This is a genomic window from Thiobacillus thioparus DSM 505 (genome assembly GCF_000373385.1).
GTDB classification, from domain to species: domain Bacteria; phylum Pseudomonadota; class Gammaproteobacteria; order Burkholderiales; family Thiobacillaceae; genus Thiobacillus; species Thiobacillus thioparus.
Map to the genome: position 1 here is coordinate 155,460 of NZ_KB891327.1, position 13,327 is coordinate 168,786.

16 protein-coding genes are annotated in these 13,327 nt (G+C 61.6%); 14 read left to right on the forward strand and 2 right to left on the reverse strand.

The features are described 5' to 3' along the window. Positions 1 to 2 precede the first annotated feature (2 nt). The 6 genes from iscA (at position 3) to iscX (ending at position 4,185) form a co-directional block, all read left to right on the forward strand. On the forward strand, positions 3 to 326 hold the full coding sequence (iscA, locus tag B058_RS0110005; RefSeq protein ID WP_018508343.1) for an iron-sulfur cluster assembly protein IscA: 324 nt from the start codon (positions 3 to 5) through the stop codon (positions 324 to 326). A 123-nt stretch (positions 327 to 449) separates the two neighbouring features. Beyond that, the gene (hscB, locus tag B058_RS0110010) at positions 450 to 977 is read left to right on the forward strand and encodes a Fe-S protein assembly co-chaperone HscB (RefSeq protein WP_018508344.1); all 528 of its coding nucleotides are present in this window, start codon (positions 450 to 452) and stop codon (positions 975 to 977) included. 3 nt (positions 978 to 980) lie between these two features. Beyond that, a complete protein-coding gene (gene hscA / locus B058_RS0110015) occupies positions 981 to 2,843 on the forward strand; it encodes a Fe-S protein assembly chaperone HscA (RefSeq protein ID WP_018508345.1) in 1,863 nt (620 codons plus the stop codon). A gap of 13 nt (positions 2,844 to 2,856) precedes the next feature. Further along, positions 2,857 to 3,630 (forward strand): DUF3050 domain-containing protein, encoded by a 774-nt coding sequence (locus tag B058_RS0110020; RefSeq protein ID WP_018508346.1) that lies wholly within the window; start codon positions 2,857 to 2,859, stop codon positions 3,628 to 3,630. A 20-nt stretch (positions 3,631 to 3,650) separates the two neighbouring features. Next, positions 3,651 to 3,989 carry an ISC system 2Fe-2S type ferredoxin gene (fdx, locus tag B058_RS0110025; protein ID WP_026240814.1) on the forward strand — a complete coding sequence of 113 codons (339 nt, stop codon included), beginning with the start codon at positions 3,651 to 3,653 and terminating at the stop codon, positions 3,987 to 3,989. A gap of 1 nt (position 3,990) precedes the next feature. Next, positions 3,991 to 4,185: a Fe-S cluster assembly protein IscX gene (gene iscX, locus B058_RS0110030; protein ID WP_018508348.1), complete on the forward strand. Its 195-nt coding sequence runs from the start codon at positions 3,991 to 3,993 to the stop codon at positions 4,183 to 4,185. A gap of 138 nt (positions 4,186 to 4,323) precedes the next feature. Here iscX and B058_RS0110035 read toward each other — a convergent pair whose 3' ends face one another. Together B058_RS0110035 and B058_RS16815 are read right to left on the reverse strand one after the other, a co-directional pair. Beyond that, entirely contained in the window at positions 4,324 to 4,848 is a 525-nt protein-coding gene (locus B058_RS0110035; protein WP_018508349.1) for a DsrE family protein, read from the reverse strand. A gap of 50 nt (positions 4,849 to 4,898) precedes the next feature. Next, positions 4,899 to 5,501, reverse strand: coding sequence for a TetR/AcrR family transcriptional regulator (locus B058_RS16815; protein WP_018508350.1), 603 nt, complete (start codon positions 5,499 to 5,501; stop codon positions 4,899 to 4,901). Between the two features lie 318 nt (positions 5,502 to 5,819). Between B058_RS16815 and B058_RS0110045 the strand changes: the two genes are divergently transcribed. The 8 genes from B058_RS0110045 (at position 5,820) to sdhD (ending at position 13,280) form a co-directional block, all read left to right on the forward strand. Continuing rightward, positions 5,820 to 6,584 carry an EscU/YscU/HrcU family type III secretion system export apparatus switch protein gene (locus B058_RS0110045; protein WP_026240816.1) on the forward strand — a complete coding sequence of 255 codons (765 nt, stop codon included), beginning with the start codon at positions 5,820 to 5,822 and terminating at the stop codon, positions 6,582 to 6,584. A 20-nt stretch (positions 6,585 to 6,604) separates the two neighbouring features. Next, the gene (gene flhA, locus B058_RS0110050; protein WP_018508352.1) at positions 6,605 to 8,659 is read left to right on the forward strand and encodes a flagellar biosynthesis protein FlhA; all 2,055 of its coding nucleotides are present in this window, start codon (positions 6,605 to 6,607) and stop codon (positions 8,657 to 8,659) included. Further along, on the forward strand, positions 8,656 to 9,825 hold the full coding sequence (gene flhF, locus B058_RS0110055) for a flagellar biosynthesis GTPase FlhF (protein WP_018508353.1): 1,170 nt from the start codon (positions 8,656 to 8,658) through the stop codon (positions 9,823 to 9,825). Before flhA ends, flhF begins: the two co-directional genes overlap by 4 nt. A 100-nt stretch (positions 9,826 to 9,925) precedes the next feature. After that, positions 9,926 to 10,465, forward strand: a complete 540-nt coding sequence (locus B058_RS0110060; RefSeq protein WP_018508354.1) for a hypothetical protein — start codon at positions 9,926 to 9,928, stop codon at positions 10,463 to 10,465. 36 nt (positions 10,466 to 10,501) lie between these two features. Beyond that, on the forward strand, positions 10,502 to 11,212 hold the full coding sequence (locus tag B058_RS0110065; protein ID WP_018508355.1) for an RNA polymerase sigma factor FliA: 711 nt from the start codon (positions 10,502 to 10,504) through the stop codon (positions 11,210 to 11,212). 71 nt (positions 11,213 to 11,283) lie between these two features. After that, entirely contained in the window at positions 11,284 to 12,543 is a 1,260-nt protein-coding gene (locus tag B058_RS16820; protein WP_018508356.1) for a malic enzyme-like NAD(P)-binding protein, read from the forward strand. A 21-nt stretch (positions 12,544 to 12,564) separates the two neighbouring features. Continuing rightward, entirely contained in the window at positions 12,565 to 12,945 is a 381-nt protein-coding gene (sdhC, locus tag B058_RS0110075) for a succinate dehydrogenase, cytochrome b556 subunit (RefSeq protein ID WP_018508357.1), read from the forward strand. Next, positions 12,942 to 13,280 (forward strand): succinate dehydrogenase, hydrophobic membrane anchor protein, encoded by a 339-nt coding sequence (gene sdhD, locus B058_RS0110080; RefSeq protein WP_018508358.1) that lies wholly within the window; start codon positions 12,942 to 12,944, stop codon positions 13,278 to 13,280. Before sdhC ends, sdhD begins: the two co-directional genes overlap by 4 nt. The last annotated feature ends 47 nt before the right edge of the window (positions 13,281 to 13,327 follow it).

The following is a 13,327-nucleotide window of genomic DNA, read 5'->3' on the forward strand; positions in this document are numbered from 1 at the left end:
CCATGGCGGTGACCTTGTCCGAGCGCGCAGCGCAACACGTCACCAGCTATCTTGCCAAGCGCGGCAAGGGCGTCGGCATCCGTCTCGGCGTGCGCACCACCGGCTGTTCCGGCATGGCCTACAAGCTGGAGTTCGCCGATGAGGTGCCCGAGGGCGACGAGGTGTTCTCCAGCCATGGGGTGACCGTGTTCGTCGATCCCAAGAGCCTGGCCTACATCGACGGCACCGAACTTGACTACGCCCGTGAAGGCCTGAACGAAGGCTTCAAGTTTAATAACCCGAACGTGAAGAACGAGTGCGGCTGCGGCGAATCGTTTAACGTTTGACCTTAGGGATCCGGACTCAGGGTCAGGAGACAGGGTCTTTGTACGGCCTGCGGCCGCGCCATTTTAGTAGCACGTAGCGACAAAGTCCCTAGATCCCTGAATCCTGAACCCTGGCCTCTAACAATGGATTTCACTCAAACCCATTTCGAACTTTTCGGCCTGCCGCAATCCTATGCGTTGAATCGGGACATGCTCGACTCGGCTTACCGCGAGCTGCAGAACACGGTGCACCCAGACCGGTTTGCCTCGCAGCCGGAAGCCGAACAGCGGGTGGCGATGCAGTGGGCGACGCAGGTGAATGAGGCATACCAGACCCTCCGGCACCCGGTGAATCGCGGCGTGTACCTGCTGAAATTGCAGGGAATCGATGCGCTCGACGCCAACAACACAAAAATGGCGCCGGCTTTCCTGATGCAGCAGATGGAATGGCGCGAAGCGATCGACGATGCGCGTGCCGGGAAAAGCATGGATACGCTGGATGCCCTGTCCGACGACCTGCATGCAGCGCATCGCCGCATCGAAGCGCAACTGGCCGAATTGATCGACGCCGCGCACGATTACGCGGGCGCTTCCGAAGCCGTGCGTCAGCTGCGTTTCATGGACAAGCTCATCGCCGAAGTCGGCGACGTGTACGAAGAACTCGAAAGTTAAGACATGGCCCTCTTGCAGATTTCCGAACCCGGCATGTCCACCGCCCCGCATCAGCACCGGCTGGCGGTCGGTATCGATCTGGGCACGACCAATTCGCTGGTGGCCACGGTGCGTTCCGGGCTGTCTGTCGTGCTCGACGATGAAGCAGGACATTCGCTGTTGCCTTCGGTGGTGCGCTACCACGCCGATTGCGGGGTGGACGTGGGATATGCTGCCTTGTCCGCGCAGAACCTCGATCCCCACAATACGATCGTGTCGGTCAAGCGCTTCATGGGGCGCGGCCTCGCCGACATCGAGGATATCGCCAGCCTGCCGTATCGCTTTGTCGATGCGCCCGGCATGGTGCAGCTGAGAACGGTCGCCGGTGTGAAGAGCCCGGTCGAAGTGTCGGCCGAAATCCTCAAGGTGTTGCGCCAGCGTGCCGAAGCCGCCTTGGGCGGCGAGCTCTTGGGAGCGGTGATCACCGTGCCGGCGTATTTCGACGATGCCCAGCGCCAGGCCACCAAGGATGCCGCGCAGCTGGCGGGACTCAATGTCCTGCGTTTGTTGAACGAACCGACGGCAGCTGCGATCGCCTATGGCCTCGACAATGCATCGGAGGGTGTCTATGCAGTGTACGATCTCGGCGGCGGCACGTTCGATATCTCGATTCTGAAACTCTCCAAGGGCGTGTTCGAGGTGCTATCCACCAATGGCGACTCGGCGCTTGGCGGCGACGATTTCGATCAGCGCGTGTTCTGCTGGATGCTCGAGCAGGGTCGTTTTTCACCGCTGTCGGCAGGTGATGCCCGGTTGCTGCTGACCAAGGCGCGTGACGCCAAAGAAGCTCTGACCGAACACACCGAGGTACGCGTCACCGCGGTGCTGTCGACTGGCGAGATGATGGACGCGACACTGACCCAGGCCGAGTTCAATGCCATGACGGCCAGCCTTGTCAGCAAGACGCTGACGCCCACCCGCAAGGCGCTGCGCGACGCAGGGCTGACGGCAAGCGAGGTCAAGGGCGTGGTGATGGTCGGCGGATCGACGCGGACGCCGTGCGTGCGTCAGGCGGTGGCCGATTTCTTCAAGCAGACGCCGCTCACCAATCTCGATCCCGACAAGGTTGTCGCGTTGGGCGCCGCCATGCAGGCAGACGTGCTGGCAGGCAACCGCGCCGGTGACGACTGGCTGCTGCTCGATGTCATTCCGCTGTCGCTGGGGCTCGAAACCATGGGCGGGCTGACCGAGAAGGTCATTCCGCGCAACACCACGATTCCCACTGCCCGCGCACAGGATTTCACCACGTTCAAGGACGGCCAGACAGCGATGAGCGTTCACGTGCTGCAAGGCGAACGCGAACTGGCGTCGGACTGCCGCTCGCTGGCGCGTTTCGAACTGCGGGGCATTCCGCCCATGGTGGCCGGTGCGGCGCGCATCCGCGTCACCTTCCAGGTCGACGCCGATGGTCTCCTGTCGGTGTCGGCACGCGAGCAGAGCAGCGGCGTTGAAGCCAGTGTGCAAGTCAAGCCGTCATATGGCCTGGGGGACGAAGAGATCACCCGCATGCTGAAGGACGCGTTCACTCACGCCAAGGACGACATGTACGCGCGCGCGCTGAACGAGCAGATCGTCGATGCGCAGGGCCTGATTGCCGCCACCCGTGCCGCCATGGCGGAAGACAGCGCGCTGCTGAACGAAACCGAGACCGCGGCAATAGAAACCGGCATCGCCGCCCTTGAAAAACTGATGGCGGGCCCCGACCATCAGGCTATCAAGCGCGGCATCGAAGCGCTGAATGCGGCCACCACAGAATTCGCCCAGCGCCGCATGGATCGGAATGTGCGCCGAGCGATGGCCGGGCAGAAACTTGAAACCTTCGGCTGACCGTCTGATAACTATGTTGAATGCAGATTTCATCGATTCCCTGCGGGTAAGGCTCGAAGCGCATCCGATCTATGCGGCCGTACAGACGCTCGACGACCTGCGTGCATTCATGCAGCATCACGTCTATTCGGTGTGGGACTTCATGTCGCTGATCAAGTACCTGCAGCATCAGGTTGCGCCTGCACGCTGGCCATGGACGCCGAGCGGCGACGCCTCGGTGCAGCGCTTCATCAACGAACTGGTTCTGGAAGAAGAAACCGATATTGCGCTTCCGGGGCAGGAAGGATTTACCAGTCACTTCATGCTGTATCTCGCCGCCATGCGCGAAATCGGCGCCGACGCCGAGACACCTGGCCGCTTCGTGCAACGGGCGGGTGAGGAGGGTATCGATGCCGTCCTCGCTTCCGGCCTTGCGCCTGCACCATCTGCCGCATTCACGCGTACCACCTTCGATTTCATCGACAGTGGCAAGCCGCATGCCGTCGCCGCTGCGCTGGCGCTGGGGCGCGAACATGTCATCCCTTCGATGTTCCGTGCCTTCCTGTCGCGGATGGCGGTAACCGAAACGCAGGCGCCGAGCTTTCACTATTATCTAAACCGCCACGTTCACCTGGACGAGGACTTTCATGCGCCGCTGTCGTTGCGCCTGCTTGCCGCCCTATGCGATGGCAATGCCGACAAATGGCGCGAAGCCGAAGCTGCCGCCGAAGCCGCTGTCGGTGCACGCCTGCAATTTTGGGACGGCGTGCTCGCCGCCCTGCCTAGCCAACACTTTAAAGCTGCCTGACCGAGCCCCAGAACCTCACCATGCCCCAACTCATCGTATTGCCTCATGTCGAACTCTGCCCTGAAGGTGCCGTGATCGACGCCAAACCCGGCGACACCATCTGCGACACGCTGCTTGCAAACGGTGTCGAGATCGAACACGCGTGCGAAAAGTCCTGCGCCTGCACCACCTGCCACGTCATCGTGCGCGAAGGCTTCAATTCACTGGAAGCTTCCACCGAAGAAGAGGATGATCTGCTCGATAAGGCCTGGGGACTCGAACCGCAATCCCGGCTGTCCTGCCAGGCGCGCGTGAACGGCAGCGACCTGGTGGTCGAAATTCCGAAATACACCATCAATATGGTCAAGGAAGGACATTGATATGAAGTGGACGGACTCCCTCGACATTGCCATCGAACTCGCCGAGGCCCACCCAGAAATCGACCCGCGTACCATCCGCTTTACCGACCTGCATAACTGGGTGATGGAACTGCCTGATTTCGATGACGACCCCAATCATTCCGGCGAGAAGATTCTCGAAGCGATCCAGATGGCATGGATTGACGAAGTGAGCTGATCATCAGAGCTGGCCGCGGATTTCGTGGCTTGCAGCCAATCATTGGAAATAGCGTGCCGGCAACGTGGCCGCTGCCGGCAGGTCGCATCGGTTCGGCGCAAGAGGCAGAGCAGTCCCATCCCTTGCACCATGAGCGTGTTATTTTTTAAGCTGCGGCTGATCCAGGTAACGTACATCCTTTACCGAAAGCGGAACGGGGTTGATGTACTTGTATCCCTTGCCTTGGTAATAGGCGAGTTCCGGGAAGCCTGCCGGAACAACCGTGACGAATCCGTGCATGTCTTCTGCGCTGAAGCCTGCGGCTTTCATCGCGTTGTTACACATCTTGAATTCGACACCATCCTTTGCCAGTTCCGCCATCTTGTCCATGATCCCCTGGTATTTCGGGTAATTTTCCTTGGCGAAGGCGCGTAACTCAGGTCCGTGCGTAACTACCACGACTTTGCCTTGGGTGATCTTTTGCGTATTCTTGATGAAGTTGTAAAGAATATTCAGCTTCTGTGGGTCTTCGTAGTTCACGTCAAATACCACGTCTGTGACGGGCATCGTATGCATATCGACTTTGGCTGTGCCGTACGGTGCGAATTCTTCCGCATGCGCCATATAGGGAACGGGTAAAGCGAGGAACAAGGCTAAGGCCGCAATTTTGGGGGTTAACTTCATTGTTGTGTCTCCTTGGGTAGTTAGTTGAACAATCCTGAGCAAGGTTTGGATTAGCTTGCTCCGTTTGGCCGTTTCGTCCGGCTTTCCACTTCACGTAACCACCGCTTCAGATACGCGGCTTCACGCAAAATCCGCTCCGATTCGCCGAGTGCGTTGGCGATCAGACTGATTCCCTGCAAGGCTGAAATCAGGTGCAGCGCCAGTGTCTTGGCGTCGCGGCTGCATCCCATCTGACGGAATTGGGTCTCACACCAGACGAGCAGGAGTTGAAAGGGCCGTGCCGCCTCCGTGCTCATGGGGCCGCGTCCTTTGGCGAGTTCGTAGCACAGGCTACCTACCGGGCAGCCGAACACCGTATCGCTTTCCCGCTCATCGACCCAGACGTGCACCAACGCCTCAAGGCGTAACCGGGGGCTCGGTTGATCGGCCTGTTTCTCCAGAAAGTCATTTAATTCGGTCACGCGGCGTTCCACGACGGCACGCGCGATGTCTTCGCGTGCCTGAAAGTAGTAGTAAATACTACCGAGCGGAATACCGGCCTCGGCGGAGATGTCCGCAAGCGTGGTTTTGAGGAAACCATTGCGATAGACCAAGTCGGCTGCTGTCCTGATCAGATGCTGGCGCTTGTCGTGGGTACGGGTCTGCTGTTTCATGGCTCAAATAGTAAGTTATCTAACTTATAAAATATAACCTACTTTCCTACCATGAATATCGCTTGATGGAGGGCTTGCATGGCAAGCGCCATCCTGCCCTAAGCCAGATCAGCCAGAGGTTGGCGCAGCACAAGCGATTCCGTAGGAAGGAGCGGGCTCATGATGCAATCTGGTCAGGACGTGTTTTGCCCGCTGGCGTTCCATCATCGTCAGGGCCGTGCAGCGATAGAGGGAACGTGCCTGTATAAAAGGCGGCCGCCCCGCAGCCTAAAAACCCTCTTCGCTTCGTGCTAGACTGCCCCAAAAGTTGAGGCAAGCATGGCCGAGGAGACAGACCTTTCCCGTACCGAACCAGCAAGTCAGCGGCGCCTGCAACTGGCACGCAGCATGGGCGATGTGCCGCGTTCCGCCGAACTCACGGCGTGGGCCGTGTTGTTGTCGGCGCTCGGCATGCTGGGCTGGCTGGCGCCGCGCCTGCTCAATGCCTTGCAGGTGTTGACCGAAGTGGCATTCATTCATGCCGCGCAGCCGCTTTCCCCAGTATTCATCCAGGCTGCCTGGGCGGCATTCTGGGCCGTGCTGCCGGTACTGGGCGTCATATTTGTCGCTGCCCTGGTGGCACCCATCCTTCTCTCTGGCTGGGTGTTTGCTCCGCAGGCTGCCCAGGCCGATCTCACGCGCGCCAATCCTTTCAAACCGTTCGCTCGCCTGTTTTCCGTCGAGTCCCTATTCGACGGATCGTTGGTGTTGTTGAAGCTGGCGCTCGCCGCTGCAGCCGTGGGCTGGGTGCTGACGAGCGGCTGGTCGGGATTGCACAGTCTGACCCGAAGCGAAATGAGCGTCGCACTCGACGTGACGGCCGCCTGGGTGGGCCGCGGAGTACTGGTATTGGCGGCGGCACTGACGTTGGCGGCGGCAGTGGATTCCGGCTGGCGCTGGTGGCGCTATCTGCGTCGCCATGCGATGACCTGGCAGGAAATATTGGCCGAGGCCCGCGAATCCGAGGTGAGCCCCGAAGTACGGGCGCGAATGCGCGGCCGTCAGCAGCAGGCCGGCCAGCGTGTTGACGAGGTGATCGGGTGAGCGCGCAGGGCGTGATGGTAATGGGCCTGCCAGCGAACCGGCTGGCGGTACCGGCGCTGGTCATGCTGATTCTGGCGATGATGGTGTTGCCTTTGCCCACCTTCATGCTCGACGTGCTGTTCACGCTCAACATTGCGCTGGCGATGATCGTGCTGCTGGTGAGCCTGAATGCACGGCGTCCCCTGGATTTCTCGGTCTTTCCCACGGTGCTGCTGCTGACTACGCTGCTGCGACTGTCGCTCAACGTGGCGTCCACCCGCATCATCCTGATGCAGGGCCACACCGGGCCAGAAGCGGCGGGCAAGGTGATCGAGTCGTTCGGCAATTTCCTGGTCGGCGGCAATATTGCGGTTGGCTTCGTGGTGTTCATCATCCTTGTCATCATCAACTTCGTCGTCATCACCAAGGGTGCCGGTCGCATTGCCGAGGTGGCGGCACGCTTCACGTTGGACTCGATGCCGGGCAAGCAATTGGCAGTCGACGCCGATCTGAATGCTGGCTTCATCAACGAGACCGAGGCGCGTGCGCGCCGCAGCGATATTGGCCGCGAATCCGACTTCTATGGTGCAATGGATGGTGCGTCAAAATTCGTGCGCGGCGACGCCATCGCCGGCATGATCATCCTCGTGGTCAACCTGATCGGCGGCATTGCGGTGGGCATGTTGCAGCACAACCTGGGTATCTCCGAAGCGCTCGGCCGCTATGCGCTGCTGACCGTGGGCGACGGGCTGGTGACGCAGATCCCGGCGCTGGTCATTTCCACCGCGGCGGGCATCGTTGTGAGCCGCGCATCGAGCGAGCAGGATCTGTCGCGCGAGTTTTCCACCCAGATTTTCGGCCGTCCGCAGACCTTGTATGTGGCCGCAACCGTGTTGGGTGCGCTGGGGGTGATTCCTGGGACACCGCATCTGGCGTTCCTGACCATTGCCACGGTACTGGGGGGACTGGGGTTCTGGTTGATGCGCCGCCAGCGTACGGCCGCGTTCGACGTCGAACCGCTGGAACTGGCTGAGGCGGATACTGTGCCGGTCGACGTCACCTGGGACGACATCCCGCCGGTCGACGTACTGGCGCTCGAAGTCGGCTACCGGCTGATCCCGCTGGTCGACCGCAATCAGGGGGGCGCGGCGCTGAGTAGGATCACCGAGGCGCGGCGCCGTTTCGCCACCGACATGGGGCTGGTGGTGCCGCTCATTCGCGTGCGCGACAATCTCGATCTCAAGCCTAACACCTATCGCATCACGCTGAAGGGCGTCGATGTGGCGCACGGCGAGATGTCCCCAGGCCAGGTGCTGGCAGTCGACATGGGTGACGTGCTCGGACGCATCGATGGTGTACCCGGATGGGATCCGTTGACCGGGCTGGCTGGGGTATGGCTAGATGCCAGCCGAGTCGAGGAGGCCGAATTGCGCGGTTTTGTCGTGCTGGAACCTGCCGAACTGATCGCGCGCCAGGTCGAGGCCGTATTCCGCCAGCATGCCGCAGAACTGCTGGGGCGCACCGAGGTGCAGCAGCTGCTTGATACGCTGGCACGCAGCCATCCGGGGCTGGTCGAGGACGTGACGCCGCGTCATCTGCCGCTGACCAGCGTGCAGGCCGTACTGCAGCAATTGATTGCGGAAAACGTCTCGATCCGCGATACCCGCACTCTGTTCGAAACGCTGGCGGCACGCGCGCCAAAAAACCAGGCCATCGACGAACTGGTGGAAACCGTGCGTGCCGCGTTGGGACGCAGCATCGTCGACCGGCTGTTCGAAGGCAGCGACACGCTGCACGTGATCGGCCTGGCTGCAACGACTGAAACCCGCCTGTTGAACGAGATGGGCGACGAAGGCGAAGCGCTGTTGTCTCCTTCCACGCTGGATGCATTGAACGAGGCCGCAGAGCGCGCCCTGGCCGAACAGGAACGCGAAGGCTACCACCCCGTGCTGCTGACCTCGCCCGGCTTGCGTGCGATCCTTTCGCGTTTGCTGCGGCGCAACCTGCCGCGACTTGCGGTGATTGCCTATGCCGAGGTGCCTGCCGATAAAATGGTCCAGGTGAGCACTGAACTGGCGATTGGAGCGCGTGAATGAGCGTACAGGTATTTGTCGCAGCGAATGCACGCGAAGGTCTGGCGCGCGTGCGAAAGGAACTGGGCGACGACGCCGTGGTGCTGTCCACCCGGCCGCACCCGCGGGGCGTCGAGTTGCTGGCCAGTGCTTACGGCGACCTGACGGTTCCTGCGGTCAGCGAGGGCCCCGACACGGCCGGCAGTTCGCGCATTCTGGCTGAACTTTCACGGCTGCGCGGCCTGCTGCAAAACCAGTTGGCCGGTTTTGCCTGGGGGGCAGCACGACGGCGCGATCCGCCGCGCGTGGCCGTGATGCAGACCTTGTTTGCGGCCGGGTTCGGCAGCTCGCTTGCCCGTACTCTGGCGGCGCGCCTGCCGCGCGGGCTCGATACCGAGGCCGCCCAGCGCTGGCTGCGCCAGGTCTTGATACGCAATTTACCGATGCAAGGGCGGGAAGCCGATCTGATGACGACGGGTGGGCGCTTTGCGCTGGTCGGCTCGACCGGGGCGGGCAAGACCACGACACTCGCCAAGCTTGCCGCACGCGGCGTCGATGCCCATGGGGTCGATCAGGTGGCATTGGTGGCGGCGGACGCCTACCGTATCGGCGCAACGGCGCAATTGAAAGTGTATGCCGATCTGCTGGGCGTATCGCTGCATGTGTGCGAAGACCGGGACGGACTGGCGCAGCTACTGCCGCAACTCGCCGGCAGGAAACTGGTGCTGATCGACACCGCAGGTTTTGCGCCTTCCGATCCGCGCACTCGCGAAGGGCAGGCACTTGGCGCATTGGGGATAAGCCGTCTTGCGGTGATCGCCGCGAACCAGCAGGGAGCAGCGATCGAACAGGCGATGCTGCGTTTTGGCGAGGCGGCGGCCGCCTGCATTCTGACCAAGCTCGACGAAACACCGCAGCCGGGTGCGGCGCTGGACAGCGTGATCCGTCATCGCCTGCCGCTGGCCTATATCGCGGGCGGGCAGCGCGTGCCGGAAGATCTCCACGTACCCAATGCCACTTATCTTGTCGACCGCGCGCTGAAAGGTGGCCAGCTTGCCACGCCGTATGCGCTCGAAGCCGAGGACTGGCCCCTGTTTGCCGGGGTTGAGGCCGAACGCGCGGAACGGCACAGCCAAAATGGCCATCCCCAGCAAGGCATGAATACCTTGAAGGGCACACGTGCCGGCTGACCAGGCTGCGGGATTGCGACGGCGCGCATGCCCTGCAGGGAAGGGCACGCGCCCACCGCTACGATATATCCATTGCATTTCAGATTCCCCGGAACCGGGCGTGCGTTTGGCGCGTGCGTTGCATCACATTGGCCGGACGCTACTCCTGATCGATACGCAGGGCCGACTGTTTGCCTCATCCTCCCCCCGCAGCCTGTTCGACTGGAAGCACCAACTTGAGCGCAGGCAGTTGCATACGCTGCCGCAAGCTTATTGCGAAGCTTGGTATGCGCCCGGTATGCGGGCGGATGAGCCTGCTCTGCCCGACATGGTGGGCAGCTATGACGATGTGGTATTCGATTTGGAATGGGATTGTGCCGATCTTGCTTTGCCGCCGGACGTGGCGCATGCAGTCGTCATGGAGATACGCCGTACCGACGAATCGATACGGAAAGCCTATGCTGTACTCAAAACGCTAGCACGTTCGGGCGTGGCATTCCGGGTGGGCCTCCTGGGCGATCGGTTTGCCTGCGATCATGTCCAGGCCGCTGGTTGCCACTTTCTCGGGCAAGAGGTTGTGCATGCCATTTTCAACGTGGCAAACGAGAATGATGCATTTGCCGCGCTAGCCGTTAGAATGGCGGACGAGGAGCGAGCCTGACGGCTTGGCAGATATAAAGACAGGGAAACCCTGAACATGGTAGGTAAACCATCGTCGCAAGACGAGCAGATCACCAAGTATGCGCCGCTGGTCAAGCGCATTGCATATCACATGATGGCGCGCCTGCCCGCCAGCGTCGAAGTCGACGACCTCATCCAGGTCGGCCTGATCGGCCTGATGGATGCGGTAGGGCGTTTCGACGGCACCCAAGGCGCGCAGTTCGAATCCTATGCCACCCAGCGCATCCGCGGCGCCATGCTCGACGAGTTGCGCGAGGCGGACTGGCTGCCGCGTCATGTGCGGCAGAAATCCCGGCAGATCGAAGCCGCCATCCACCGACTGGAGCAGCGCAACGGCAAGTCGCCGTCCGAACAGGAAATCTCCACCGAGCTGGGCATACCGATCGATCAGTATCAATCCATGCTGGGCGACGTGAAGTGTTCCCAACTGCTCTACTACGAAGACTTCTCGGATGAGGATAGCGCCAGCTTTCTGGAGCGCTATCTGGTCGACGGCAGCAATGATCCGTTGGCCGTGCTGGAGGATGAAGGTTTCCGCGACAGCCTGATCGCCGCGATCCACCACCTGCCGGAACGCGAGCGCAGCATGATGGGTATGTACTACGAACAAGACATGAATCTGAAGGAAATCGGCGCGGTGCTCGGTGTGTCCGAGTCGCGCGTGTGCCAGCTGCATTCGCAGGCGGTCGCGCGTCTGCGTGCCCAACTCAAGATCTGGAAAGACTGACTCCGGGGGACGGAACGCGGATAAATCCGCGATAATGACGGCTTGTTTATCCAGCCAGCATTCTTTGCCTCATGAGCCAAGCCCTCCTCACAAAAAACGCAGCCAAGAAAAAAGCCCTCGATTACCATCGCCTGCCCAAGCCCGGCAAGCTCTCCGTCGAATCGTCCAAACCCTGCTCCACCCAGGCGGACCTGTCGCTCGCCTATACGCCAGGGGTGGCCCAGCCGGTGCTGGAGATCGCAAAAAACCCCGCCAGAGCCTACGATTACACGAACAAGGGCAATCTGGTCGCGGTGATCACCGACGGCACCGCGATCCTCGGTCTGGGTAATCGCGGCCCGCTCGCCGCGAAGCCGGTGATGGAGGGCAAGGCTGTGCTGTTCAAGCAGTTCGCCGGAATCGACGTCTACGACATCGAAGTTAATGCCAAGACACCACAGGATTTCATCAAGGTGGTGGAAGCGATCGCCCCTACCTTCGGCGGAATCAACCTCGAAGATATCGCAGCGCCGCACTGTTTCGAAATCGAGGCGGCGCTGAAGAAGAAGCTCGACATCCCGGTATTCCACGACGACCAGCATGGCACCGCCACCATCATCTGCGCGGGCCTCATCAACGCCCTGCACGTGCAGGGCAAGACGCTGGAAACCGCGAGAATCGTGTGCCTCGGCGCCGGCGCGGCAGGCATCGCCTCGCTGAACCTGCTGGTCGCGATGGGCGCGCAGAAGCGCAACATCCTGCTGGTCGATTCCAAGGGCGTGGTGCACAAAGGGCGCACCGATCTCAACAGCTTCAAGAAAGCCTATGCACGTCAGACCAGGCTGCGTACGCTGGACGAGGCGATGGTCGGCGCCGATGTATTCGTCGGCGTGTCGGGCGCCAATCTGGTCAGTCCGGCGATGGTCAAAAGCATGGCCGACAAGCCGGTGGTCTTCGCGCTGGCCAACCCCAACCCCGAGATCGCGCCGGAGAAAGCGAAGGCTGCACGCAGCGACCTCGTCATGGCGACCGGGCGCTCCGACTACCCCAATCAGGTCAACAACGTGCTGGGCTTCCCGTTCATCTTCCGCGGTGCGCTCGATGCGCGCGCCAAGGAAATCACCCAGGCCATGCTGATCGCTGCGGTGAACGCACTGGCCGAACTGGCGCGCGAACCGGTGCCGGCATCGGTGTTGAAAGCCTACAAGCTGAAGAAGCTCAAGTTCGGCCCGGATTACATCCTGCCCAAGCCGTTCGACCCGCGCCTGGCCCAGCGTGTGCCGCAGGCCGTGGCGAAGGCCGCGTTGAAGAAGGTGCCCAAGGCGGCGGCGAAGAAGGCTAAGCGCCGTTAACCCGACCGACCACGCTGTGCCGTGAAGCCGATCGCGCGCCCCGTTTACCTGAATCTGCTGCGCATCCATCTGCCGCTCACCGGCTGGGTGTCGATCCTGCACCGGGTGTCGGGTGTGCTGCTGTTCGCGGCGCTGCCGTTCAGCGTGTGGGCATTGTCGGTATCGCTGTCGGGTGAGGCCGGCTTTCGTCAGATGGCCGATGCGGCTGCGCATCCGCTGGCGAAGCTCGTTGTGGTTGGGCTTGTCTGGGCGTTCGCCCATCATCTGTTCGGTGGCCTGCGGCACCTGGCACTGGATGTGCACCGGGGCACGGGCCTCAGGACCGCCCGCCAGAGCAGCCTCGTCGTCATCCTGGCGGCGGGCCTGGTGACGCTGGCCGCCGCATGGAGGCTGTTCGCGTGAAGTCATCCACTGGCGCACACACCGGTACCGGCACCTGGCTGGTGCAGCGCGCGACGGCCGTGGCGCTGGCTGTGGCCTTGCCCGGATTGACCATCCATTTCCTGACCGCATTACCGGTCGATTTCGCCGGCTGGCAGACACTGTTCGTGCCGCTTTGGGTGCGTGTGCTGCTGCTGCTCACGATGACGGCGCTGGCACTGCATGCCTGGGTAGGGATGCGCGATATTTTCATGGATTACATACAGCCTGTGGGCTTGCGGCTGGCCCTCTATCTGGCCGTGATCGTTACGCTGGCGGGGTGCGAAATCGTGATGCTTATGGCGTTATGGAAATGAAGCGATCCGTCAGGAAGCGGTTTGTCGTGTGCATCAACTCAAGGAGG

Bases quoted from the DNA above. Each gene is read 5' to 3' on its own strand.
- iscA (WP_018508343.1), top strand. From the start codon at position 3: ATGGCGGTGACCTTGTCCGAGCGCGCAGCGCAACACGTCACCAGCTAT.
- hscB (WP_018508344.1), top strand. From the start codon at position 450: ATGGATTTCACTCAAACCCATTTCGAACTTTTCGGCCTGCCGCAATCC.
- hscA (WP_018508345.1), top strand. From the start codon at position 981: ATGGCCCTCTTGCAGATTTCCGAACCCGGCATGTCCACCGCCCCGCAT.
- B058_RS0110020 (WP_018508346.1), top strand. From the start codon at position 2,857: ATGTTGAATGCAGATTTCATCGATTCCCTGCGGGTAAGGCTCGAAGCG.
- fdx (WP_026240814.1), top strand. From the start codon at position 3,651: ATGCCCCAACTCATCGTATTGCCTCATGTCGAACTCTGCCCTGAAGGT.
- iscX (WP_018508348.1), top strand. From the start codon at position 3,991: ATGAAGTGGACGGACTCCCTCGACATTGCCATCGAACTCGCCGAGGCC.
- B058_RS0110035 (WP_018508349.1), bottom strand. From the start codon at position 4,848: ATGAAGTTAACCCCCAAAATTGCGGCCTTAGCCTTGTTCCTCGCTTTA.
- B058_RS16815 (WP_018508350.1), bottom strand. From the start codon at position 5,501: ATGAAACAGCAGACCCGTACCCACGACAAGCGCCAGCATCTGATCAGG.
- B058_RS0110045 (WP_026240816.1), top strand. From the start codon at position 5,820: ATGGCCGAGGAGACAGACCTTTCCCGTACCGAACCAGCAAGTCAGCGG.
- flhA (WP_018508352.1), top strand. From the start codon at position 6,605: ATGGGCCTGCCAGCGAACCGGCTGGCGGTACCGGCGCTGGTCATGCTG.
- flhF (WP_018508353.1), top strand. From the start codon at position 8,656: ATGAGCGTACAGGTATTTGTCGCAGCGAATGCACGCGAAGGTCTGGCG.
- B058_RS0110065 (WP_018508355.1), top strand. From the start codon at position 10,502: ATGGTAGGTAAACCATCGTCGCAAGACGAGCAGATCACCAAGTATGCG.
- B058_RS16820 (WP_018508356.1), top strand. From the start codon at position 11,284: ATGAGCCAAGCCCTCCTCACAAAAAACGCAGCCAAGAAAAAAGCCCTC.